The organism is Pseudomonas sp. Bout1 (assembly GCF_034314165.1).
Classification (GTDB): domain Bacteria; phylum Pseudomonadota; class Gammaproteobacteria; order Pseudomonadales; family Pseudomonadaceae; genus Aquipseudomonas.
The window spans coordinates 3,240,553-3,263,876 of record NZ_JAVIWK010000001.1 but is presented as its reverse complement, the minus strand read 5'-3'; the positions used below and the strand labels follow the sequence as shown (position 1 = coordinate 3,263,876).

At 60.1% G+C, this 23,324-nt stretch carries 24 protein-coding genes and 1 pseudogene; 11 read left to right on the top strand and 14 right to left on the bottom strand.

The features are described 5' to 3' along the window. The first annotated feature begins 3 nt into the window (after positions 1-3). Positions 4-1,242 carry an MFS transporter gene (locus RGV33_RS15290; RefSeq protein ID WP_322144982.1) on the top strand — a complete coding sequence of 413 codons (1,239 nt, stop codon included), beginning with the start codon at positions 4-6 and terminating at the stop codon, positions 1,240-1,242. A gap of 110 nt (positions 1,243-1,352) precedes the next feature. Here the strand turns inward: RGV33_RS15290 and RGV33_RS15285 are convergent. Further along, positions 1,353-2,121, bottom strand: a pseudogene (locus RGV33_RS15285) (AraC family transcriptional regulator ligand-binding domain-containing protein); the annotation flags it as partial. 773 nt (positions 2,122-2,894) lie between these two features. On the opposite strand from RGV33_RS15285, the gene RGV33_RS15280 reads away from it, so the two are divergent. From RGV33_RS15280 to RGV33_RS15260, 5 genes are all read left to right on the top strand, one after another. After that, complete coding sequence (locus RGV33_RS15280) at positions 2,895-3,188, top strand: hypothetical protein (protein ID WP_322144981.1); 294 nt, start codon at positions 2,895-2,897, stop codon at positions 3,186-3,188. Positions 3,189-3,434: 246 nt separating this feature from the next. After that, positions 3,435-6,143: a magnesium-translocating P-type ATPase gene (gene mgtA, locus RGV33_RS15275; protein WP_322144980.1), complete on the top strand. Its 2,709-nt coding sequence runs from the start codon at positions 3,435-3,437 to the stop codon at positions 6,141-6,143. Positions 6,144-6,202: 59 nt separating this feature from the next. Next, complete coding sequence (locus tag RGV33_RS15270) at positions 6,203-6,406, top strand: hypothetical protein (protein WP_416152073.1); 204 nt, start codon at positions 6,203-6,205, stop codon at positions 6,404-6,406. Between the two features lie 31 nt (positions 6,407-6,437). Further along, positions 6,438-6,785 (top strand): SLOG family protein, encoded by a 348-nt coding sequence (locus RGV33_RS15265; protein WP_322144979.1) that lies wholly within the window; start codon positions 6,438-6,440, stop codon positions 6,783-6,785. Between the two features lie 143 nt (positions 6,786-6,928). Further along, positions 6,929-7,732 carry a hypothetical protein gene (locus RGV33_RS15260; RefSeq protein ID WP_322144978.1) on the top strand — a complete coding sequence of 268 codons (804 nt, stop codon included), beginning with the start codon at positions 6,929-6,931 and terminating at the stop codon, positions 7,730-7,732. A 174-nt stretch (positions 7,733-7,906) separates the two neighbouring features. On the opposite strand, the gene RGV33_RS15255 is transcribed toward RGV33_RS15260, so the two are convergent. Then, entirely contained in the window at positions 7,907-8,626 is a 720-nt protein-coding gene (locus RGV33_RS15255; RefSeq protein ID WP_322144977.1) for a tellurite resistance TerB family protein, read from the bottom strand. 124 nt (positions 8,627-8,750) lie between these two features. On the opposite strand from RGV33_RS15255, the gene RGV33_RS15250 reads away from it, so the two are divergent. Continuing rightward, a complete protein-coding gene (locus RGV33_RS15250) occupies positions 8,751-9,278 on the top strand; it encodes a DinB family protein (RefSeq protein ID WP_322144976.1) in 528 nt (175 codons plus the stop codon). Position 9,279: 1 nt separating this feature from the next. Here RGV33_RS15250 and RGV33_RS15245 read toward each other — a convergent pair whose 3' ends face one another. Next, positions 9,280-9,735: a GFA family protein gene (locus tag RGV33_RS15245; protein ID WP_322144975.1), complete on the bottom strand. Its 456-nt coding sequence runs from the start codon at positions 9,733-9,735 to the stop codon at positions 9,280-9,282. A 209-nt stretch (positions 9,736-9,944) separates the two neighbouring features. On the opposite strand from RGV33_RS15245, the gene RGV33_RS15240 reads away from it, so the two are divergent. Next, positions 9,945-10,229 carry a hypothetical protein gene (locus RGV33_RS15240; RefSeq protein WP_322144974.1) on the top strand — a complete coding sequence of 95 codons (285 nt, stop codon included), beginning with the start codon at positions 9,945-9,947 and terminating at the stop codon, positions 10,227-10,229. Between the two features lie 281 nt (positions 10,230-10,510). Here the strand turns inward: RGV33_RS15240 and RGV33_RS15235 are convergent, their stop codons facing one another. Further along, complete coding sequence (locus RGV33_RS15235) at positions 10,511-10,702, bottom strand: DUF2188 domain-containing protein (RefSeq protein WP_322144973.1); 192 nt, start codon at positions 10,700-10,702, stop codon at positions 10,511-10,513. A 141-nt stretch (positions 10,703-10,843) separates the two neighbouring features. Here RGV33_RS15235 and RGV33_RS34265 point away from each other — a divergent pair, with 141 nt between their 5' ends. Beyond that, complete coding sequence (locus RGV33_RS34265) at positions 10,844-11,035, top strand: GNAT family N-acetyltransferase (RefSeq protein WP_323570973.1); 192 nt, start codon at positions 10,844-10,846, stop codon at positions 11,033-11,035. Here RGV33_RS34265 and RGV33_RS15230 read toward each other — a convergent pair. From RGV33_RS15230 to deoR, 8 genes are all read right to left on the bottom strand, one after another. Next, positions 11,010-11,729 (bottom strand): HAD-IA family hydrolase, encoded by a 720-nt coding sequence (locus RGV33_RS15230; protein WP_322144972.1) that lies wholly within the window; start codon positions 11,727-11,729, stop codon positions 11,010-11,012. The genes RGV33_RS34265 and RGV33_RS15230 overlap by 26 nt on opposite strands. A 10-nt stretch (positions 11,730-11,739) precedes the next feature. Then, a complete protein-coding gene (locus tag RGV33_RS15225; RefSeq protein WP_322144971.1) occupies positions 11,740-12,768 on the bottom strand; it encodes an ABC transporter permease in 1,029 nt (342 codons plus the stop codon). Further along, positions 12,765-14,261: a sugar ABC transporter ATP-binding protein gene (locus RGV33_RS15220; protein WP_322144970.1), complete on the bottom strand. Its 1,497-nt coding sequence runs from the start codon at positions 14,259-14,261 to the stop codon at positions 12,765-12,767. The genes RGV33_RS15225 and RGV33_RS15220 overlap by 4 nt, the downstream gene beginning before the upstream one ends. Continuing rightward, complete coding sequence (locus RGV33_RS15215; protein WP_322144969.1) at positions 14,254-15,240, bottom strand: sugar-binding transcriptional regulator; 987 nt, start codon at positions 15,238-15,240, stop codon at positions 14,254-14,256. Before RGV33_RS15215 ends, RGV33_RS15220 begins: the two co-directional genes overlap by 8 nt. Continuing rightward, entirely contained in the window at positions 15,237-16,757 is a 1,521-nt protein-coding gene (locus RGV33_RS15210) for an FGGY-family carbohydrate kinase (RefSeq protein ID WP_322144968.1), read from the bottom strand. The genes RGV33_RS15215 and RGV33_RS15210 overlap by 4 nt, the downstream gene beginning before the upstream one ends. 104 nt (positions 16,758-16,861) lie before the next feature. Then, positions 16,862-17,878 carry a galactitol-1-phosphate 5-dehydrogenase gene (locus RGV33_RS15205; RefSeq protein WP_023658808.1) on the bottom strand — a complete coding sequence of 339 codons (1,017 nt, stop codon included), beginning with the start codon at positions 17,876-17,878 and terminating at the stop codon, positions 16,862-16,864. A gap of 93 nt (positions 17,879-17,971) precedes the next feature. After that, on the bottom strand, positions 17,972-18,946 hold the full coding sequence (locus RGV33_RS15200) for a substrate-binding domain-containing protein (protein ID WP_322144967.1): 975 nt from the start codon (positions 18,944-18,946) through the stop codon (positions 17,972-17,974). A 172-nt stretch (positions 18,947-19,118) separates the two neighbouring features. After that, positions 19,119-19,877 carry a DNA-binding transcriptional repressor DeoR gene (gene deoR, locus RGV33_RS15195; protein WP_322144966.1) on the bottom strand — a complete coding sequence of 253 codons (759 nt, stop codon included), beginning with the start codon at positions 19,875-19,877 and terminating at the stop codon, positions 19,119-19,121. A 143-nt stretch (positions 19,878-20,020) separates the two neighbouring features. Here deoR and deoC point away from each other — a divergent pair, with 143 nt between their 5' ends. Then, positions 20,021-20,701 (top strand): deoxyribose-phosphate aldolase, encoded by a 681-nt coding sequence (deoC, locus tag RGV33_RS15190; protein WP_322144965.1) that lies wholly within the window; start codon positions 20,021-20,023, stop codon positions 20,699-20,701. Positions 20,702-21,066: 365 nt separating this feature from the next. Beyond that, a complete protein-coding gene (locus RGV33_RS15185; RefSeq protein ID WP_322144964.1) occupies positions 21,067-21,330 on the top strand; it encodes a hypothetical protein in 264 nt (87 codons plus the stop codon). Between the two features lie 343 nt (positions 21,331-21,673). Here the strand turns inward: RGV33_RS15185 and RGV33_RS15180 are convergent, their stop codons facing one another. Beyond that, entirely contained in the window at positions 21,674-21,823 is a 150-nt protein-coding gene (locus RGV33_RS15180) for a hypothetical protein (protein WP_322144963.1), read from the bottom strand. Between the two features lie 60 nt (positions 21,824-21,883). After that, positions 21,884-23,023, bottom strand: coding sequence for a glutathione-independent formaldehyde dehydrogenase (locus tag RGV33_RS15175; protein ID WP_322144962.1), 1,140 nt, complete (start codon positions 23,021-23,023; stop codon positions 21,884-21,886). Positions 23,024-23,324 lie beyond the last annotated feature (301 nt).

The window sequence follows — 23,324 nt, the reverse complement described above, 5'->3', positions numbered from 1 at the left end:
AAAATGAACCTGCTTAAATTCTCAAAGAGCAAGAACGATAATTTATATTATACCTTATCGATTTTTATGAATCTGGATGTTCAGAGAAGTCTGTTCGTGCTTTACTTACTGCAGCTGGGTATCACACAAGGGGAGATAGGTATTCTTCAATCTTTTTTATTTTTTTCTTGCGTAGCATTAGAAATTCCATCTGGTTTGCTCGCAGACCGATATGGTCGCAAACTTTCTCTTATCATCGGTTTTTTAGGGCTGTCTATCAGTGGAGTTGGCTTCTTGCTATTCTCCTCTTTTATTCCTTTCGCAATTATTTTTTGCCTATTCGGCGCCAGTATTGCTATGGGTTCCGGCTCAGACAGAGCACTATTATATGACAACTTACTAGCCGAGCATCGAACTGAACAATATCCTAAAATATTATCACGTGCCCGCGCTATCGGTGCAATTTCATTAGGTTTGTCTATGCTTCTTGGCGGTGTGCTACAAGACACTTGGTCTTGGGACATTGTTTATATTGCTTTTGCAGCTTCAAAGCTTGCCGGGGCTTTTGTTGTAACATTAATTCCTGAAATCCACCCCCAACCAACGCTACTAATTTACGACACAAAAAATTGCACAGACAATCACGATACTTCGGGCATTCTTAATTCGCTAGTGACTTTTTACGTTTCTAAAAAAGGCGCCTTTCTTATACCTTTGTTTGTTGGATATGCTTTATTCGAGCTTGCAACAGTCCCTTTATTCATCTATGGCCAGCCATTTTTTTCCATGCAGGGTTTGGAGGTGCCATTAATTGCTGGAATTTACGCTGCAGTCGAAGGCATATCGGCCATAATGTTTATCGCCGCGGGTTTTGTTTGCTCTAGATACTCTCTCGGTCTCATTGCTGTTACTACCACAGCTATTGTTGCGCTACTTCTTTTCACTCTATCATTGAATATCGGAATAATTACGTCAGTTGTAAGCTTTCTTCTAATCATGTCGATTCCCGCTATATATGAGACCTCATATGAAACGTATATTCATGCCAATATTGAGTCACCCATACGAGCGTCTTGCGTTTCTGCTGCAAATTTAGTTAATTCGGTTATTATCGGTATATCCTATACTGTCTTCGGTGGGTTATTAGATGCTTACGGTTTTTCGCTAACGTTGATTATAGTTGCAGCCTCCTGCTTCATTGGTTTACTTGGTGTAAGCGCAACATTGCTATTAGGTGGGCAAAAAACATTTAAAAAGCAATAGCTTGTATCGTTCTGGGCTTTCTAAACATTCCGCAGGCTCGCTGCGTAACTCTTTTCGATCTCTTCCGGTGACAGCTGATTGTTGAAGCGTATTTCATTCGCCGCTTGGCGTTACGCGGGATCACCAAGAATCAGACTACGATAATGCCCGGGTTGGACCCCGACCATTTGCGAAACGCCTTGTAGAACGAGCTGGCATCGGCAAACCCCAGGCGGGTGGCGATCTCGGCAAAGCTGATGTCGCAGTCGGCCAGCCAGACAATCGCCAGCTCTTTGCGCACGCTGTCTTCAAGTCCCTGATAGGTCTGCCCCTCTTCCGTTAAGCGGCGGCGCAGAGTGGAGGAAGTGATGCAATGGGTGGCAGCCAGGCCGTCGGTTTCCGTCCAGGTATCCGGGGCATCTGGCGCAGGTCGTGTTTGATGCGGGTGGCGAGGCTGTCAGGGTCGCGGTATTTGACCAGGATGTTGGCGGGGGCATGCGCCAGGAAGCGCTTGAGCTCTTCCGGGCTGCGCTTGATCGGCAGGTCGAGGCAGTCGGCGGCGAAAATCATCCGCGTGCGCGGCCGGTCGAAGCGCAGGTTATCGGAGAACATCACCTGGTAGTCATCGCAAAAGTCCGGTTGCGCGCAACGCAACTCAATCGCCAGGATCGGGATGCGCCGCCCCGCCAACCAACAGGCGACGCCGTGGACGATCATCCAGTAGGCGAAGTAGGTGAAGGCTCGCTTGGGTTCGGGCTCCGGTTCCAACAGTACGATTTCCGCCAGGCTCTGCTGGTGCATCAGTTGCGCCGGCATGCGCTCGAGCATCAGCGACAGGAAGCCCAGGCCGGTTTCCAGTGCGGTGGCCAGGGTCGGTTGGGCCATGGAGGCGCGGCACAGGTTTGGTCGGGTTGTGGGTGTATCCGTTTTTTGGGTGATGGCTTCGATTGGTTACGCCCTTACGGCGGGTCACTTTTGAAAGGAACCCAAAAGTAACCAAAAGGCACTTGCCCCACCACTCGGCACCTCGCTTAGGCTCGGTGTGCCCGAACGGGGCCTAGGATCAAAGTCAAAAGCAGATCAAATGCACAGCGGCCTCCCGGCCGGCTTGAGTGTTAGACGCAAAATCAACAGCGAACACGTAGGAGCTGGCTTGCCGGCGATGGCATCCCCTCGGTTTATCTGAAAGACCAAGTTGCCTGCATCGCCGGCAAGCCAGCTCCTACAGAAAAACAGCTTTTGCCTTTGCTTTGCCAAAAGTGATCCGCTGTAGGAGCGCAACCAATAGCCGCCGTTACCTCAACAACGGATATGTACCCAATAAGTTCCCCCCCCAAAGTTCATTTATCAAAAGTTCACGCAACACCACAACTCTCTCGCCCCCGCCTGAACACACTCTGAACCAGTAACAATTTAAGTCATTAAACGTTGACATCCGACAACTGCCTGAGTAAATTCCCCGTGCCTGCAACTCAGGGCCATTTTTTAACCTCACAAAAGAAGCCAATGGACACAGTATCTAGTCGCTGTCCGATCACCGTGAATGCGGCGAATCGGGCGCAAAACCCAAAGAACATGATGGGACTCGCCTTTCCGGCCGAGTAAGCTGCGCTAGAGCCTGACGCTCCAACGTAACTGCCTCACCGGATGCCAGTCCGGTCCCGAGGTGTGTTATGACCTTTCAACTGATTGCCTTGCCTGACCTGCGTACGCTGGCCGCCGCCCTGCGCGCCAAGCTGTGCCGCGAGCCCGTAGGCTTTTCGCCTACCCGCAGCGCCTTTGTTAGCGCCTCCCCCCGCGTGTGCCCGGCTCCCCTGGCGCACTGGCGTATCTGCCCCACCACCGGCCACCTGGTCCAGCAATGGGACCACGCCGACCCTCAAGACCCACAGAGACGGGACGTTTCCAGCCTGGTCGCGCAAGCGCGCCTGATGGTGAGCCTCTACGTGGACGCTCGCGCGGCATAAGCCGGCTGGAAACAGCAACTTCCTGATTATCCGTTAATTGTTTAGCTGGAGTTCTCTATGGACGAAGCCAGTAGCAGCCCGCTGCGCGCTAGTTAACTAACGCACTGTTAGCGGGCCTCTAGAAAGTTACTCAACACTTTATTTAAACCGATCGCGAAGTCAGCGACTCGGCATGCTTTCGCTCGCCTGTCATCAGGTAAGTACCGGGTATGTTTTGTCGAAAAATTGGCGACAGGAGTACACACAATGAGCGCAGTAAAAACCCCGAAACTGCACAAGAAAAACGGCACCGACACCAAGCTGTCGATGCGTGCCGCCCGCGAAGCCCAGAACGGCCTCTCGGCGACCCTCGCCAATGTCCGGGCAACCAAGGATGGCCTGACCGAGCTGGATGCCTCTGCTCGCCTGCAACGTGAAGGCTACAACGAGGTGGCCCACGACAAGCCGCCGCACGCCATCGTGCAATTCCTCCAGGCACTGAACAACCCGTTCATCTATGTGCTGCTGACCCTGGGCGCCATCAGCTTCGTCACGGACTATTGGCTACCGCTGCGTGCCGGTGAAGAAGCCGACCTGACCAAGGTCATCATTATCATGACCATGGTCATACTCAGCAGCCTGCTGCGGTTCTGGCAGGAACACCGTTCGGCCAAGTCCGCCGAGGCCTTGAAGGCCATGGTGCGCACCACCGCCACCGTGCTTCGCCGCGAGCAAGTAGGTTCCAGGCCGACCTTGCGAGAAGTGCCGATGCGCGACCTGGTGGCCGGCGATATCGTGCAACTGTCTGCCGGCGACATGATCCCGGCCGACATCCGCCTGATCGAGTCCCGCGACCTGTTCATCAGCCAGGCCGTGCTGACCGGCGAAGCCTTGCCGGTAGAGAAGTACGACACCCTGGGGGACGTCACGCAAAAATCCGCCACGTCCACGGCGGCCGACCAGGGCAACCTGCTGGACCTGCCGAACATCTGCTTCATGGGCACCAACGTGGTCAGTGGCCGGGCGCAAGCCGTGGTGGTTGCTACCGGCCCGCGCACCTACTTTGGCTCCCTGGCCAAGGCGATCGTCGGCTCCCGGGTGCAAACCGCGTTTGACCGTGGGGTGAACAGTGTCAGTTGGCTGCTGATCCGCTTCATGCTGGTAATGACGCCAATCGTGTTCTTCCTCAACGGTTTCTCCAAGGGTGACTGGAGTGATGCCCTGCTGTTCGCCCTGGCGGTTGCGGTTGGCCTGACCCCGGAAATGCTGCCGATGATCGTCAGCGCCAACCTGGCCAAGGGTGCTACTGCCATGGCCAAGCGCAAGGTGGTGGTCAAGCGCCTCAACGCGATCCAGAACTTCGGCTCAATGGACGTGCTGTGCACCGACAAGACCGGCACCCTGACCCAGGACAAGATCATCCTCGAACACCACGTCAATGCCTTTGGCAACCGTGATGACTCGGTGCTGACCCTGGCCTGGCTCAACAGCCATCACCAAAGCGGCATGAAGAACCTGATGGATCAGGCGGTCGTACAGTTCTCGGAACAGAATCCGAAGTTCCAGATACCGTTCGCCTACAGCAAGGTCGACGAGCTGCCATTCGACTTTATCCGCCGTCGCCTGTCGATTGTGGTCAAGGACGCGCAACACGATCACCTGCTGGTGTGCAAGGGTGCGGTCGAGGAGATGCTGGGCATTTCCACCCATGTGATGGAAGGCGACGTTGCGGTCGAGCTGGATGATCGTCGTCGCAACGAGTTACTGGCGATTGCCCAGGATTACAACGAAGACGGCTTTCGGGTGCTGGTGCTGGCCACCCGCAACATTCCCAAGGCCGTTGCACGCAAGCAGTACACCACGACCGATGAGCGCAACCTGGTGATCCGTGGTTTCCTGACGTTCCTTGATCCACCCAAGGAAACCGCTGGCCCGGCAATCGCTGCCCTGCGCGAAATTGGCGTGGCGGTCAAAGTACTCACCGGCGACAACGCCATTGTCACCAGCAAGATCTGCCGCCAGGTCGGCCTGGAACCCGGCGAGCCACTGCTGGGCGTGGAAATCGAAGCGATGGACGACGCCACCCTCAAGCTGCGGGTTGAGGAGCGCACGGTGTTTGCCAAGCTGACGCCGCTGCAGAAGTCCCGGGTGCTCAAGACCTTGCAGTCCAACGGCCACACCGTGGGTTTCCTCGGCGACGGTATCAACGATGCGCCGGCCCTGCGGGATGCCGACGTGGGTATTTCGGTGGACAGCGCGACGGACATTGCCAAGGAATCGGCCGACATCATCCTGCTGGAAAAGAGCCTGATGGTGCTGGAAGAAGGCGTGCTGAAAGGCCGCGAGACCTTCGGCAATATCATGAAGTACCTGAACATGACCGCCAGCTCCAACTTCGGCAACGTGTTCTCGGTGCTGGTGGCCAGTGCGTTCATCCCGTTCCTGCCGATGCTGTCGATCCACCTGCTGCTGCAAAACCTGATGTACGACATCTCCCAACTGGCCTTGCCTTGGGACAAGATGGACAAGGAATACCTGGCCAAGCCACGCAAGTGGGATGCGAAAAACATTGGCCGTTTCATGATCTGGATCGGGCCGACCTCGTCGATCTTCGACATGACCACCTTTGCCCTGATGTGGTACGTGTTCTCGGCCAACAGTGTGGAAATGCAGACCCTGTTCCAGTCGGGCTGGTTCATCGAGGGGCTGCTCTCCCAAACCCTGGTGGTGCACATGCTGCGCACCCGCAAGATCCCGTTCTTCCAGAGCAACGCGGCATGGCCGGTGATGATGATGACCTGCATTGTGATCGCGCTGGGCATCTACGTGCCGTTCTCGCCGCTGGGCGCGATGGTGGGCCTGGAGCCGCTGCCACTGGCGTACTTCCCATGGCTGGTAGGCACCCTGGTCGCCTACTGCTGCGTGGCACAACTGATGAAAACCATCTACATCCGCCGCTTCAAGCAGTGGTACTGATCAACCGCCCCTGAAAACGCTGGCTATCGGTGAATAGCCAGCGCCCGCGGAGACAGACAATGACCCGACTCATGAGCTACCTCGACAACGCCGCACGCGCCGCGCTGATATTCGGCCTCGCACGGGCGGCCAAGGCGGTGATGGTGCTGGGCGTACGGCTGTACGCGCGCAACGTTCTCAGCGCCGTGGAAATGCGCTTCATGCTGGGGTTTTCCAGCACCTTGAACAGCACGTGCATCCGCTTGCTGCGCCCGCGTCGATAAATAGCAGTATGCAATACAAGGAAACATCACCATGCGCGTCTTGATCTGTGCAGGTCGTCATTACGCCGATACAAAAATGTCCCGCCAGGTGCTGGACGCCTACCACCGCTTGCGCCCGGTGCAGGTGTTGATCCACGGCGGCAGTCAGTTCCTGGGCAGCGACGTGGAGGACTGGGCCCGGGAAACGGGGGTGGATGTGGTGCGTTACCCACCCAACTGGCAACGCCATGGCAAGCACGCCGAACGCCATCGCAACCGCTTCATGCTCACCGACAGCCGCCCCGACGTGATCATCGCGCTGCCCGGTGGCGACGACACCTCGGAGCTGGTCAGCCAGGCCAAGGCCTGTGGCATTCATGTGCTGACCGTAGACAGCTGAATCAACCCTTATTGGAGCACCCGAACATGCAAGACGAACCCAGTTGTAGCCGCACCCCGTTGCGCACTTGTTTCTATTTGAATCACGGCGCGTCCCTGCCGAATCCGGCCGGGCACGCCTCAGGCTGTTGATCGAGGTTCACCATGTACAAGAAACACACCCTTGACGGTTTCGCCAAATACCGCAACCGCACCACCCACATTACTTTCCATCCCCTGCCCGCCTCCAAGCGCCGTGCGGTGCGACGCAACCTGATCTTCGTCGGCGTGACGGCAGGCATCGTGCTGGTGCTCGGCCTGATGTCGAATGCCTATGCGGCCGGCGGCGCTTACGTGGTCGACGATGGCGCGATCAATGCGCCGGGCGAATGCAACGTCGACGCCTGGTTCACCGCCAATCGGCACGACGGCGCCACCCACAACGAAACCCTGGCGCCGGCTTGCACCTCTACTGCCATTCCCTGGCTGCAATGGACCGCCGCCGTGTCGCGGGCCAACCATGATGGCGATGGAGAAACCCAGGTTAATCCGCAGCTCAAGGCGCAGTTGTGGGCCAGGGAAGACCTGGGCCTGGAACTGGCCGCGTCTGCCGGTGTGCACTACGCGCTGAACCGTCAGCATTCGTTCGATGGCGCCGACTTGAACCTGCCATTTACCTGGCAGCCCGTGGAAGCCCTGCGGCTGAACTTCAACGCGGGCTGGAGCCACGGCTATAACGACGGCGACCAAACCCATCGACCGACCTGGGGCACCGGGTTTGAATACAACCTGGTGGACTCGCTGACGCTGATCGCCGAACGCTACGGCCAGCAAGGTGGCGACCAGGCCTGGCAAGCCGGGCCGAGGGTGCATATCGGCAAGAATGTGGATGTAGACCTGGTGGTAGGGCGCAGTTTGATCGGGGATCAGCATCAATGGCTCACGACGGGGGCTACGCTGCGGTTCTAACCCGCAGACGATGACCCCTGTGGCGAGGGAGCTTGCTCCCGCTGGGCTGCGTAGCGGCCCCGGAATCTTTGGGAGCGCTTCGCACTCCAGCGGGAGCAAGCTCCCTCGCCACAGCAAGCTCCCTCGCCACAGCAAGCTCCCTCGCCACAGGTTGGTATGACCGTAAATAGTGATTTAAACCTGCCCCTTGGCCTGCTGCTCCAGGTGCACCTGCAACGCAGGATCAATCTTCAAGTGCCCCGCCAACTCGTCCAGGTAATTGCGCTCCGCATCCTGCTGGTCATCCACCAACAGCACGCTGACCAGGTACACCTCGGACGCCACCGCCGGGTCCCCGGCGAACTCGGCAAAATCCGCGGCATTCAGCGGCTTGGCCACCTCGGCATCCAGCCACTCCTGCAATTGCGGGTCATCGGTGTGCTTGCCGATCTCTGCGGAAATCATCTGCTGCTCGCGCTCATCAATCTCGCCATCCGCCTTCGCCGCTGCGATCAACGCGCGCAGCACCGCGTGGCTGTGCGCTTCAACTTGCGCCCCAGACAGTTGGTCTACCGTCTGCAACGCCTGCTGCGGCGCCGATGCCTGTTGCCGCTGCCAGGCCTGATACGCCTGGAATGCCATCATCCCCAGCGACGCCAGCGCTGCGTAGTTGGTACCGCCTGTGCGCCCCTGAGGCGCCGCACGGGTTCCGCCGAGCATGCCGCCCAGGCCACCGAGCAAACCACCGAGGCCGCCACCGCCTGCAGCCGAGGCACCGCCGCCGCCCAGCAAACCGCCGAGCAGCCCGCCCAAACCACCAAGCCCGCCCTGAGACGCCGGTGCAGAGCCGCCCTGCTGGCCCGTCGAGGCCTGGCCCGCGCGCAGCAGTTGTTCCAGTAGATCGCCGGTATTCATGGTGTCACCCTCCCAGGGCGCAGAGTTCCAGATCAACAACAATAGCTGCGCTGTGCCAGAACACCATGACCGCCGGGCAGGCGCGCTTTATGATGGCGCGACACCCCATCAAGGAAGCGCCCACGTGACCCGTACCGAGCAGATTGCCTTGATGGCGAGCTACAACCAGTGGATGAACCGCAAGGTGTATGAAGCGGCCGGTGGCCTGAGCGACGAGGATTTGATTACCGACCGTGGCGCGTTCTTCGGGTCGATTCTCGGCACGCTGAACCACCTGGCACTGGGTGACCGCGTCTGGCTCAAGCGTTTCGCCAAACATCCGGCGGGGTTTGCCGCGCTGGCGCCGTTAAGCCCCGTGGAGTCGCCGCCACGCCTGGACCATCTGGCATTCGCCAACATCCGTGAACTGGCGGCCCATCGCGCCTGGCTCGATCAGATCATCATCGAATGGGCGCAATCAATCAGTGAGGCGCAGCTGGACCAGCCCCTGCAATATCGCAACATGGCAGGCACGGCCATGAGCAAGAATTTTCACGCCCTGCTGATACACTTTTTCAACCACCAGACCCACCACCGGGGCCAGGTGACAACACTGCTGACGCAGGCCGGGCGCGATGTGGGCGACACCGACCTGCTGGCGCTGATGGACTAGATCAACCGGCGCTGAACTCGGCGTACGCCTGTATCAGTGCAGGGAAATCCTCCCTCTTCGGGAGTTGGGCAAAGCTGTGCTGCGCCGGGGTGGACGCCCACGGCAGCTGTTCACTGGTCCAGGTCTCAATGAACGGCACATAGCCGCTGACATCATCAAACATGGTGGGCCGCAGGTTGATTAAATCCTCGACGCCATTGGGGCGCGAAAACATCCAGCTCATGCAGTGGGGGCAGCAGTAATGGCGGTCTACGCCGTGCAATCCGCCGATCACCGGGTTGCCCTGGATGATGGTGAATCCGTGGCTGGGAATCAACGCGCTTAACGAGAATGCACTGGACGACATCTTCTGGCAGCCGGTGCAGTGACACGCCATGGTGATCAGCGGTTTTTCGGTCACGATAAACCGTACCCGATCACAACGGCAGCCGCCTTCCTGGGACTCTTGATTGCTCATCTTCCACTCCAGTCACATTGTGTGTGTGTGCCCGGAGGATAAACGAGCGGATGTGTCACGAACAAGGTTGCCAACCGGCATGAGCGAACGCATGGGGCAGCGAGCTGTCATAAAAGACAGAGCGGTGCAATCAGCCAATGGCGCCCGCCCTGCCCGCGCGCATCCACAGATTACCGATGCGACGCACCCCTCAAGAAGGAGACGCTTACATGGTCATTCACTTCAAGGTCGCCGGCCATCTTGCCTGCGGTCATCACGGCACCAACCTGCCTTCCAGCACCGAGCTGAAGCGGGTCAAATGCCGCACCTGCCGTAACACCGAAGTCTTCAAGGAAGCCCGCCGTACCCAACGCAACGCCACCCGGCGTGCTGCACGCAGGTCCAAAGCCGAACACGTTGCCGGTGACTGGCGCAGTGCCTGGACCCAGCGCCTGACCGACCTCCCAGGCCGCCAGCGCCTGCCACGCGGGTTCCACGGCCAGCCATTCGTCTAGGCTATGCAGGCCACGCTGTGGTGAGGAGGCTTGCTGTGGTGAGGGAGCTTGCTGTGGTGAGGGAGCTTGCTCCCGCTGGGCTGCGTAGCGGCCCCAAAAAAACTGGGAGCGCTGCGCACTCCAGCGGGAGCAAGCTCCCTCGCCACAGCAAGCTCCCTCACCACAGCACGCTCCCTCGCCACAGCAAGCTCCCTCGCCACAGCACGCTCCCTCGCCGCAGGTATGCATTACCCAATCACATCCCAATAAAAAGCCCCGGACTGACCGAGGCTATTGAGGGTTCAAGCTTGATTGGCAGCAGACCTCGACCGCGCCTTGTACCCCGGTAGCGCAGCGGCATACGCTAATGCCTGCTCTCGGGAGCCGAAGGATGCCAGCCGATCAGTTTGGGTACAGACCCGCCACGGGCCGTTGTTGACCTGCACGATGTCGTAGCCGTTGAGATGCAGCTTGTTCAGCATGGGCGTGCTCATAGTCACCTCGCTCTTCCAGAGATAATCCAGGTGTTTGCCCGGTCTACCATACACCCGGATAAAGCGGTGTAATTTACCGGGCGTCGCACAGGCGTGCACTTCAGGGAGCGGGGAAGATGATCACTATCAAACAGGCAGCAGTTGCTGGAGTATGTACATCAACTCGCACGTACCCGCCTGCAACCGGTGTTATGGCTCGAAGTACTCAAGACCAACGAAAGCGCCCAGCGTTTTTATCAACGCCACGGGTTTGAACACCGGGCAGAAATCCCTTTCAGTACTGACATCGCAGCGATCCCAATGGTGGTCATGTCTCACCGTCTGCCCCGGTAAAGGCTGATCCCACCGAGCGCACCGGCAACCCCCACGCCTGCAAATCAAACGCCTCCAGGCTCAACAGCCGACCATCTGCATGCAGGAACTTCTCCCGAGGCATCGCCGGGTCCGGGATGGCCACCGCATACATCCCCGCCGCCTTGGCCGCGGTGATGCCGAATGGCGAATCTTCGAACACCAGGCAGTCTGCAGGCGCCACCCCCAGCCGCTCGGCGGCCACCAGGAAGATATCCGGCGCCGGTTTGGCAGCGCCCACCTTTGGGTCATCCGCAGTGACAATGGCGTCGAACAAGGCAAACCACTCCCGGTGCAAGGTGGTTTTCAGTTCGAAATAGTGCCGCGATGAACTCGTGCCCACCGCAATCGGAATGCCCTGGGCCGACAAGTGCCGCACCAGCGCCTCGGCCCCGGCCATGGCTGCCGCCTGCGGAAACCGCGCGTTCATCAACGGCGTGCGTTCCTGCAAAAACGTCTCCGGGCTCATCGGCAAGCCCACCGCCTGCACAATGTAGCTGGCCAGTTCATAAGCTCCCAGGCCGATGGTGTTCTGCTTCATGCTCCAGTCAAACGTGCGGCCGTAGCGGTCGGCGATCAACTGGGTGACTTCGGTGTAGATGCCTTCGGTGTCGAGCAGCAGGCCGTCCATGTCGAAGATCACCGCCTTGATTGGCGCGGATAGCAGTGCGTTCATCAAGGTGTCCTCAGGTACGGCCGGCGTAATGGTCGATCAAGCGGTTGAGCAAAATCGCCAGCACGATGATCACCCCGGTGATCGCCATCTGGTAGAACGACCCCAGCCCCAGCAGGTTGAAGATATTGCGCAACACCTGCAGCAGCATCACGGCCACTGCAGTGCCGACGACACTGCCGCGCCCGCCGAACAGGCTGGTGCCACCGAGTACTACGGCGGCAATCGCATCCAGTTCCAGGCCCTGGGCAGCGGTCGGTTGGCCGACGTGCAGGCGTGAGGTCATCAACAAGCCGGCAAACGCCGCCAGGCCGCCGCAGATGGCGAACACCGCGATCGTCACCGCCCGCACCGGCACCCCGGACAGCCGCGCGGCCTCCAGGTTACCGCCGGTGGCCAGCACATACTCGCCAAACACCGTGTAGCGCAGCACCAACCAGGCGATGACGGTGATCAGGATGAAGATCAGCCCCAGCACCGGGAACGCGATACCGGCGCTGGGCCAGATGTCGATCATGGCCGAACCGAACGCGGTGAAGCTGGCCGGCAGCCCGCCAATCGGCGCACCGTCAGAGGCCAGAAACGTCGCCCCGCGCAGTGACACCAACCCGGCCAGGGTGATGATAAAGCTCGGCACTTTGCCAAACACCGTCAGGCTGCCCATCACCGTGCCAATGGCCAGGCCCACCAGCAGCGTGGCCGGCACCGCCAACCAGCCGCTGACCTGCTGTTGCAGGAGTACGGCCACCAGGATCCCGCCGAAGGCACACAGGCTGCCCACCGACAGGTCGATGTTGGCCGTGAGAATGACGAAGGTCATGCCGATGGCGATGATCCCCACTATCGCACCCTGCTGGAACAGGTTGGCGATGTTGCCGAAGGTCAGGAAGTCGTCCGACAGGAACGTCGCCACCACCACGGCAAACAGGAAAATGAACACGAAGTTGTAGCGCATCACCCACTCCAGCACCGCACTGCGGCGACGCTCTGTGAGGGCGACGGGCTTATCGAAAACCGGGTTTGGATTGCTCGCAATAGTCATGGTTCTACACTCGTTTTACCGATAAGGATGGCCTGGTCGATCTGGTCGCGGCTGGCGCTCAAAGGGTCGAAACACAGCGCATTGCGCCCCTCGTGCATCACCCAGATGCGGTCGCAATTGACGTACAACTCATCCAGCTCGCTGCTGGCAACCAGCACCGCAGCGCCTTCTTGCGCCAGGCTGCGGGCCAGGGCATAGAGGTCAGCCTTGGCGCCGACATCCAGGCCACGGCTGGGCTCGTCCAGCAGCAACAGCCGCGCGCCGTCGATCACCCACTTGGCCATGACCACTTTCTGTTGGTTGCCGCCGGAGAGCTGGCGCACCGGTTGCTCAAGGTTGTCGAGCTTGGTCTGCAAGCGTTGCAGCACCGGGCCGGCGCGGTCCTTGGCCTGGCGATGGGAAAACCAGTTCAAGTGCCGGGTGTGCACCAGGCAGGCGTTGCGGTAGATCGGCGCGTCCAGCAGCAGCCCCTCAGTCTTGCGGTTTTCCGGCACCAGGCCGACGCCCTGGCGGATAGCCTGGCGCGAGGTTTGCGGGTGATAAGGCTGGCCAAACAGCTCCACATCGCTGTCGTTGCGGCCCACGCCAAACAAGGCCTTGAGCAAGGTGCTGCGCCCTGCTCCGTTAAGCCCGGCAAGCCCGACAATCTCACCCTGGCGCACTTGCAGCCCTTGCACGTCCAGCCCTTGCTCGCCTTGCAAGCGGCGAATGTTCAACGCCAGGTTTTCCTGCGGTGCCTGACGCGGGCTGCGCTCCAGCAGGTCACGGTGTTCGCCGACTACCGCGGCGATCAGCGCCTGGTCATCGATCTGCGCCAGATCATGGGTTTGCAGGGTTCGCCCGGCGCGAAGCACGGTGACCCGATCGCCGATCTCGCGAATTTCATTCAGCCGATGGCTCACATACAACACCGCCACCCCGGCCGCAGTGATCTCGCGAATCACCTGGAACACTCGCTTCAGTTCGGTCTCGTTCAGCGCCGCCGACGGCTCATCCATCACCACCAGCCGGGCTTCACAGGTCAGCGCGCGGGCGATGGCCGCCAGTTGTTGATTGGCGATCGACAGGCTGCCCACCCGGTCGGTACTCGAAAAATTCGCCCCCACCCGCAACAGTGCGGCCTTGGCCAATGCACTGCGCTTGCCGCGGGAGATGATCCCGAAACGCTGCGGCGTGTAGCCGAGCATCAGGTTCTCTTCGACGGTCATCTGCGGGATCAGGTCGAGTTCCTGGTAAATCATCGCGATCCCGGCCTGGCGCGCCTGTTGCGGGTTTTTCAGCTCCACACGCCGGCCCGCTACCGACATCTCACCGCCATCCGGGCGATGAGCGCCGGCGACGATTTTCAACAAGGTACTTTTGCCCGCGCCATTGGCGCCAAGCAGGCAGTGCACCTCCCCCGGCCGCACGTCGAGGGACGCATCGGTCAGCGCCACCACATTCGGCGGAAAGCGCTTGCTGACATGACGGATATCCAGCGCCAATTCACTCATGATCCTGCTCCAGCAAATAGCGGGCGGTCGCCGCGTCGGTGGCCAGCACATTGACGTAGCCGGCCTTGACGCTGGCATGGACGATGCGGTGCTTTAGCGCGCCAACGCACACCGCGATAGACCAGGCCTTGTCGCGCAATGCGGCGAGTGGCAGGCCCAGGGTGCGGGCGTCGAGTTCGGGCATCACCGGCTCGCCATCCATGCCGATAAAGCGGCCCATGATGTCGCCGACGGCGCCCAGGCGCGCAAGCTCTTCCAGCAGTGGGCGGTCGATGTAGCCCGACTCCATCAACACTGAATGATCAGACAACTCACCCAGGCTGAAACACGCCACCGGCGCCTGTTGCCCGAGGTGCAATACCTGAGCGATCACCGGGTCCTGCTCCAGCGCTTCGCGGGTATGGGCATGCCCGAGAATCGCTGGCACTGGCAGCAACGTGGCCTGGCCACGGGCAGCCTGGGCAAAGCGCTCGGCGACGTTATGGCTGGGCTCGCCCATCGAGCGCGTATTGATCGCGCCGTTCAGCAGCACCACGTTGACGCCCTCGTTCCAGCGCGGTACCAGCCACTGAGCCATCTTGGTCAGGGTGCGGCCCCACGACACGCCGATCAGCGCCGGCATCGGCTGCAAATTGCACAGGTAGCGGGCGGCGGCTTGTGTCACCACGTTCAAGGCGGTATCAGCGTCCTCCACATCCAGCACCAGCGCTTCACGCAGGCCGAAGCGCCGTTGCAGCGCCACTTCAAGCGACGGCAGGCGTGCCGAGCGGGCGACGATGTCGATGCGCACCACCCCGCAATCCCGCGCTTCGCGCAGCAGGCGGCTGACTTGCCAGCGGGTCAGGCCGGTTTCCCGGGAGATATCGCTTTGGGTCTTTTCCAGGTCGTAATACAGCTTGGCCACCTGCACCATCAGGTCGTCGCGTTGTGAGTCGGCCGACAACCGCGTGGCAAATGATTCTTCAGGATGGGCACTCATGCTGCCGGCCTTACGCCGAGCGTGCGATTGGCCGGCGGTTTGCAACTGATGGGCGCCACACTGTCGGTAGCGGCGCGGTAACGGCCCAGCAGCTCGATGTATTGCTCGTGGGCGTAAGGGTCGGGCTCGATCAGCCGGCCAATGGTGGTGAAGTCGGTCGCCGCTTCCTGCAAGCTGCCGAACTCGCCCAGGGCACAGGCCGCAGCGGCCGCTGTACCGATCAGCGTGAGGTTGTCGTGGGGCACCATTTCGAACGGCACGCCGGTGGCATCCACCGTGGCCTGCAACCACAACGGGTTTTTCTGGAAACCACCGGCGGCGACCACGCGGGTGATCTCGATGCCTGCGGAGCGCCAGGTGTGAAAGATATTCGCCGAACCCAGGGCAATCGCTTCCACCGAGGCGCGGTACAGGTCGTGCCGGTCATGGTTCAGCGACAGGCCCATGATCGCCCCGCGCATGTCCGGTGAACGGTACGGCGTGCGGTTGCCCATCCAGTAATCAAGCACCAGCAAGCCGGTGGAGCCGGGCTGCAGTTCGCCAGCCTGGCGAATCAGGCGTTGGTGCCCGGCATCGTCGAGGCCGAACATCTTTTGCGCCAGCCAGTTGAGGATCGAGCCGGCGGACACTTGCCCGCCTTCCATCAGCCATTGGCCGTCAAGCAACGCGCCGGGGTACGGCCCCCAAATGCCCGGCACGTCGATGCGTTGCGGGGTGTGCATCAACTGCACCACCGAGGTACCGCCGATGAATAACAACTCGCCCGCGCCGGTGGTGCCGGCACTGAGCATTGCCATGTGTGCGTCGATGCCGCCCTGGGCCACCAGGGTGTCGCGGCCAAGGCCCAAATGGCTGGCGGCATCGGCGCTCAATGGACCGATCCGGCCACCGACCTTGATCACTTCCTGAGGCAGCTTTTGCGCCAGTTCCGGCACGCCCAGTTCGGCGTACAGCTCCACCGGAAAGCGCTGCTGCAAGGTGTCGTAGTTCCACTTGCAGCTGGCATTCAATTGGGAAGCTACCCAGCGCCCTGTCAGCTGAAAGTTGATCCAGTCCACCGCCTCGCAAATCCGCTCGGCGCGCTGGTAAACCTGGGGCGCGTGCTCGGCCAGCCACATGGCCTTGGGCACCAGCCATTCCACCGCGTCACCGCCCTGGTTCATCATCGGGTGGCTGACGTGGGCGGTGCGCGCCGACTCGGCAGCGGCGCGGCAATCCATCCATAACAGCGCCGGAGCCAGCGGTTGACCGTCCGCCTGGGCGACCACCACCGTGGAGGCCGTGGTAGCAACGCACACCGCCGCCACCTGCGGGTGCCCGGCCTGGGCCATCAACTGCCGGCAGGCCTTGCCCAGCGCCGACCACCAATCCGCCGGGGCCTGCTCGGCCCAGCCTAACTGCGGGTATTGCGTGGTATACGGCGCCTCGGCGACGTGCACCAATTTGTGGCTGTGCAGGTCATACAACCCGGCCCGCACCCCACCTGTTCCAAAATCCAGTCCCAACAACAAGGTCATCGGTAGTCCTCCTGCGTCTTGTCACGACGACGCTTTTTGTTTTAAGCCCGCCAGCAACGCTTCAGTGCTGTCGGGCTTGACGACACACAGCAAAAAGCCTTGGCTCAGGGACGGAAAATCACCTTGGCCGCCACTTCACTGCGATCGGCATAGCGCTTGAACATCGCCGGCAGTTCATCCAGCGGCAAGTCGTGGGTAATCATGAACTGCCACTGCAATTCACCGGAAGCCAGCTTGTCGATGGAGGCGGTCCACTCGTCGCCCGGGAACGGTGCCGAGAACGAGTTCCAGGCGCCATGCAAGGAGATTTCCTGGCGCAGGAAGTGCGAGAACGTCGCGGTGCTGAGGGCCACATCGCTGGTGGGAATACCGATAAACACCACGTGCCCGCCAGCCTTGGTCAGTTGCACGGCCTGGTTGATCGAGCTTGGGTGGCCTGCTGCTTCAATCACCAGTTGGCAACGCGGCAACTCGGCATCCGCCGCGCCGCTGAGCAAGGTATGGGTAGCCCCGGCTTCGCGGGCCATGGCGAGTTTTTCTTCGGCGATGTCGATGGCGACGATGTCCTTGGCGCCCATGATCCGCAGCCATTGAATCGCAAACAGGCCGATCGGCCCGCAACCCACCACCGCCCCGCTCTGCCCGGCCTTGAAGTCGGCTTTCCAGATCGCATGCAGGGCAATCGCCGCCGGGTCCACCAGGGACGCGGCAATTGGGTCCATGCCTTGCGGCACTTTGATCAGGTTGCTCAACGGCACGTTGACGTACTCGGCATACGCGCCATCGCGGCGGCTGCCGAAGTAGTCGTAGCGCTCCGAGCGGGACGGAAAACCACGGGCATATTGGTCGCTGCTGACGTCCGGGATCATCGGCGGCACGGTCACCAGTTCGCCGATGGCATAGCCTTCGACGCCGCTGCCGATCTCTTCGATGAAACCTGCAAATTCATGGCCGCAAATCAGCGGCATCACGTGGGCGCCCTTGCTCAACATGCGCGGGATATCCGAGCCGCATACGCCGCAGGCCGCGACCCGGACCAGCGCATGGCCGGCCTTGACCGCAGGTTTTGGAACATCTTCGACCCGGATATCGCCCGGTTGGTACATGACGGCAGCTTTCACAGTGAATTCCTCTGTTGAGTGGCGAGTGCGTTCGAACGGGCACCTCCTGCAAGAGGCGCCAGCAAAAATCCATAGGGTGGCGGCGCAGGACCCTTAGAGCGCGCCAGGGCGGTATTCGCCGAAGGTAGAGTCATGCTTGACCTCGGCCGCGTTGGCCTTGGTCACCACTTGGGTACCGGCGTCGACAAAGCTGGGCACTGATTTTCCGGCGGCCAGTGCGCGCGCCGCTTCAATCGCGACCTCGCCCAGGTAGCGTGGGTCGTTGAGGGCAGTGGCCACGTATTGATCGCCGTTCTGGATCGCATTCAAGGCCTCGGACAAGCCGTCGATCCCGGCCACGAGCACGTCTTTCTTGCCGCTTTCGGTAAGCACTTGCAGCGCGCCCATGGCCATGTCGTCGTTATGCGCGATCACCGCCTTGAGGTCGGGGTGCGCTTGCAGCAAATCCTGCATCGCCGTGACCGCGTTGGCGCGCATGTACTCGCTGTAGGGGCCGTCGATGATCTTGAAGTCGGTACCGGCCAGGGCGGTGTGAAAGCCCTTGCGACGTTCTTTCATCACCGTGCCGCCGGCGTCGCCCTGGATCTCGATGATCTTGCCCTTGGTCACGCCGCGCTGTTTGAGGGCGGCGAGCAGGGCCTTGCCGGACAGCTCGCCCATCTCGGCATTGTTACGGCCGATGGTGGTGGCCACCGGCGCGTTGATTGCGCGGTCGACAGCAATCACCGGCACCTTGGCGCGTTTGGCGGCGTCGAGGGCGGCGCCCACGGCGTCGGGGTTCACGGCATTGATGATGAGGATGTCGACCTTGCGGGTCAGCAGGTCCTGGATGTCGTTGTTCTGCTTGCTGATATCGCCGTTGGCGTCGAGGAAGATCAGCTCGTCACCGCCCTTGGCCGCTGCGGCCTTGGCGCCATCGCGCAGCTGTACATAGAAGGGAGATTGCAGGGTGACCTGGCTGAAACCGATCTTCAGATCCTTGGCCTGGGCGTTCAGCGCCAGCGCCGAGGCCGCGACAGCCAGTGCAAGGGCCAGCACATGAACAGGTTTACGGGCTATCTGGAGCATGGTGATTCCTATTTTTATTGTTGTCAGGATTCGGGCGCGACCTTCAGGGAGGCCACGCTCACAAATGTGAACCGCGATCACATTTGAAAAACTATGCCTTGCTCCCGAGGGTGTCAAGGCCAATTTGTTAAATTCCAAACAAATGAAATAAAAATCACAAGCGTGTAAAGGCTTAAATCAGCAGGATCGCCCCGCTGTCCTTGATCACCTGCTGTTGCGCCGCCTCAAGGCCGGGGTCGCTGATCACGCGCTGGAAGTCCGACAGCTCGGCGAAGTGCGCGGCACGCACCTCGTCGAATTTGCTGTGGTCGGCCACCAGCACACAGGTTTGCGCCCGCGCCATGACCCGCCGCTTGACCTCCACTTCGTTGAGGTTGTAGCACGTCACCCCATGCGCCGCGCTGACGCCGGCCGCCGAAATAAACGCCCACGCAACGCGGATGCCGTCGAGGATGCCCGCCTCGGCATGGCTCTCGAACACCATGTTGCGCCGGTGGAAGGTGCCACCGCAGAGGATGATGGTGCAGTGGGGCTTTTGCTGGAGCTTGAGCAGCACGTTGAGGGAATTGCACAGCGCGGTGAACTCCAGGTCATCCGGCAACGCCTCGATAATGAACGGCGTGGTGGTGCCGCAATCAATAAACACCGTGTCGCCGGGCCGCACCAGGCTGGCGGCCAGTGCGCCGATCTGGCGCTTCTCGGCAACGTGGCGTTGGTCTTGTTCGGCGACCTGGTAATCGGGCTCCGGCGGGCCGCTACGGGTTACGTGCCCACCGAGCAAACGCAGGCCCTGGGGATTGTCTGCCAGGTCGCGACGCAAGGTCATTTCCGACACGCCGAGCACCGCAGCCATGTCACGCAGGTGAATCGCCGACTCGCCCTGCAAGGCCTTGTGCATGGCCCGAAATCTTTCGCTTTTCTTTGAATCCACTGCGTTCCAACCCTCGTTGAATGCGCGCCCTTGATCAGGACAGTCACAAATTCCATTTACAATGTTATTTATTTCACATTTAATGCATCCAACTTAACACAAACCGGCTTTTCCCAGCACCTCATCCTTACAGGACACTTGCCATGCCGACTAACCCGTTGCCGCTCGCGGCCTATATCGACCACACCCTGCTGGCCGCCGATGCTTCCCAGGCGAGCATTCGCCAACTGTGCGACGAGGCCCGTGAGCATGGCTTCAAGTCCGTGTGCGTCAACAGTGCCAATGTGCCGCTGGCTGCCGAATGCCTGCGCGGCGCGGCTGCGCTGGTGTGCGCTGTGGTGGGTTTCCCCTTGGGTGCGGGCTTGAGCGCGGCCAAGGCGTATGAAGCCAAACTTGCGATCGAGGCCGGTGCCGGCGAGGTCGACATGGTGCTGAACATTGGCTGGCTGAAGGACGGCCTGCTGGACCAGGTACGCGACGATATTGCCCAGGTGCTGGCTGCCTGCGGGGCAGTGCCGCTTAAAGTCATTCTCGAAACCGGGCTGCTCGATGATTCGCAAAAAACCACTGCCTGCACCCTGTGCCGTGAGCTGAACGTAGCATTCGTCAAAACCTCCACCGGTTTCGGTCATGGCGGCGCGACGTTGGCGGATGTGCGCCTGATGCGCGCCGCGGTAGGCGCGCAGATCGGCGTGAAAGCTTCGGGCGGCGTGCGCGACCTGGAAACGGCCAAGGCGATGATTGAAGCCGGTGCCACCCGGCTTGGCAGCAGCTCCGGCATCGCCATCGTCAGCGGCGCAAAGGCGGCAGCGGGGGCTTATTGAATTGGGTGCAGCCATGCCCCGGGTTTTCACGCTGCTTTCACACACGGGCGCCTAAGGTCATTGCAGCTCCTGGTGAAAACCTTTAAGCCCGCGCTCCCCATCGCGGGCTTTTCTTTGCCTGGCATTTGCCCGCAGGGTACTGCTAGAGCCGCTGTGGTGGGGAACCGGTGCAGGCGCCCTGCTCCAGGCAGAATACAAAGGGGGCCACCACGTCAATTTAGCCTTTACGCAGCGTGCCGTGGCACAGCTTGAGCACAGCGCCGTGATGCGGGTCAATAGAACTCAACGACAGGAAGTGCTTGCGGGTTGCCGCGCGAATACTTCATCGTTGAGCCTTCAAGACAGGGTGTAGCGGGTTCAAGCATATGAAAGAAATCTATCTACTGGTCGAGCACGGTATGGACCAGGGTGAAGTCTACATACTCGGCTGGTTCGCTAATGAGAAAACGGCCCGGGAAGTGGCCGAAACGAAAGAGTGGGAGGCCTACCATGCCACCCTGGAACGTGGCCACGCCTGGTCCACCCAGACGCCACTCGCCCCAGACCAGACCAAATACCGTCGTTTCTGGGTCAAGGCCATCTCCCGGTATGACAGCGCCCCGGTTTCCCGATCCTCTGCAGTCCATTGATACCAGGGGCAACCAAACGGGCGGCCGGTTCAAGCAGGTTTGTCAACGTCAACGGCTACCTGACCAACAACGCTTGATTGACCTCAATCACCGGCACCGCACCGCCTTCACGCCGGCTACTCAGCCATACCCTGGTTCTGGCAATGTCAAAAATCTGGCCTTGGTCCATCAAGGCCAAAATCAGCGCATCTGAAATACGGTAGCGTCCACACTCGGGGCAGTCCCTTTCCTCCCATGGGCCACCGCACGGAATGCGTTCTGCAATGCCCACGCAAATCAGACAATTCATTGAAATTCCCGCCCTTTCAGTTTTACCCGACTTACCTTAGTCAGTGTTCACCCACTACTGGCTTTCCTGCGAGTGCCCCTCCTGCATTTGCACCGAAGACTTGGTGCCTTCGGTATTGTTCTTGGTTGTATTGTCGGAACTGTCGAAACAGCCATGCAGCAGTAGCAGGCTGCAAAAGCCGAGGCAGGTATAGAGCTTTTTCATCATGACTCTCCTTGAAGACGAGGCCCGCCAGCCAGCGGACATTCACAGGTGAATTCCCGGTCATGCGCCGGGTTTGAGCACAACTTTGGTCCAGCCCTCTTCACGGGCGTCGAAGTGCTGGTATGCGTCAGGCCCTTCAGCCAGTTTCAGGCGATGGGAAATGATTTGCGATGGATGTGCCCGATCGTGGTGAATAAGCTCGGCCAGGCGTCGGTTGTAGACCTTGACATTGGCCTGGCCGGTGCGAATTTGCTGGCCCTTGAACCAAAAGGCGCCAAAGTCGAAGGCCATCTTGCCCTCTTTCGCCAGCTCATTTTTTGCACCTGGATCCTGCGGTACGAACACGCCGACAACACCGATCCCGCCCGTGGCTTTGGTTGAAGCGACCAGGTTGTTCATGGTCAGGTGATTGGCTTCATGACCGTGGCGATCGCAGCATTGGTAACCCACACACTCACAGCCGCGATCGGTGCCTTTGCCATGGGTAAGATTCAATATTTGATCCACTGCTTCCTTCTCGAGCGAGTTGATGGGCGTGGCGCCCATCTGGGCGGCCAGCTTCAAACGGTCAGGATGGTTATCGACCACAAACACCTGGGACGCGCCCTTGATCATGGCTGAATGGGCTGCCATCAACCCCACCGGCCCGGCACCGTAGATCGCGATGCTTTCGCCAGGCAGCAGGCCGGCCAACTCGGTCGCATGCCAACCCGTCGGAAAGATGTCCGAGAGCATCACATAGTCTTCTTCGCGCTCTTGCGCGTCCTCGGGCAACACCAGGCAATTGAAGTCGGCGTACGGCACTCGAAGCAGTTCAGCCTGCCCACCCTGGTAGGGGCCCATGTCGGCAAACCCATAGGCGGCACCGGCACTGCCAGGGTTCGCGGTCAGGCAAAAGCCGGTCAGGCCTTTTTCACAATTTTCACAAAAACCGCAGCCGATGTTGAACGGCAAGCAAACTCGGTCGCCTACCTTGACCCGATCAACCCCTACCCCTACTTCAATCACCTCGCCCAGATTTTCGTGGCCAAAAACCCTGCCGGTTTCAAACGAGGTCCGGCCTTCGTACATGTGCAGATCAGATCCGCAAATATTGGTGGTGGTTACACGCACCAACACATCGGTGGGCTTTTCGATTTTGGCGTCCGGTACATTTTGCACACTGACGTCACGAGGGCCGTTGTAAACGATGGCTTTCATTGCGTTCTCCCAGAGGCAGGACGAAAGGAAATTTTCGTCAGCACATGTTTTATCTGTCCGGGAGAAGAAATCGTATGTTCAAGAAATCCGCTTCCAGTCTGACGAGCGGTAATCCTCGCAACTGTTCAAAAAGTCCGAACAGCTCTGCCTCGATTGGATGAACCGGCGCGGCTTTAAAAAAAATGTTCAGCATCCGTAGCGCAGGCGTTGATCGAATCAGGCGTACGCCATTCGTCGAAGCGTTTGCAGAATGTTCAAACTTTACCTCGTCCCTCGCCTCCCACTGTGTATGAGAAGGCCT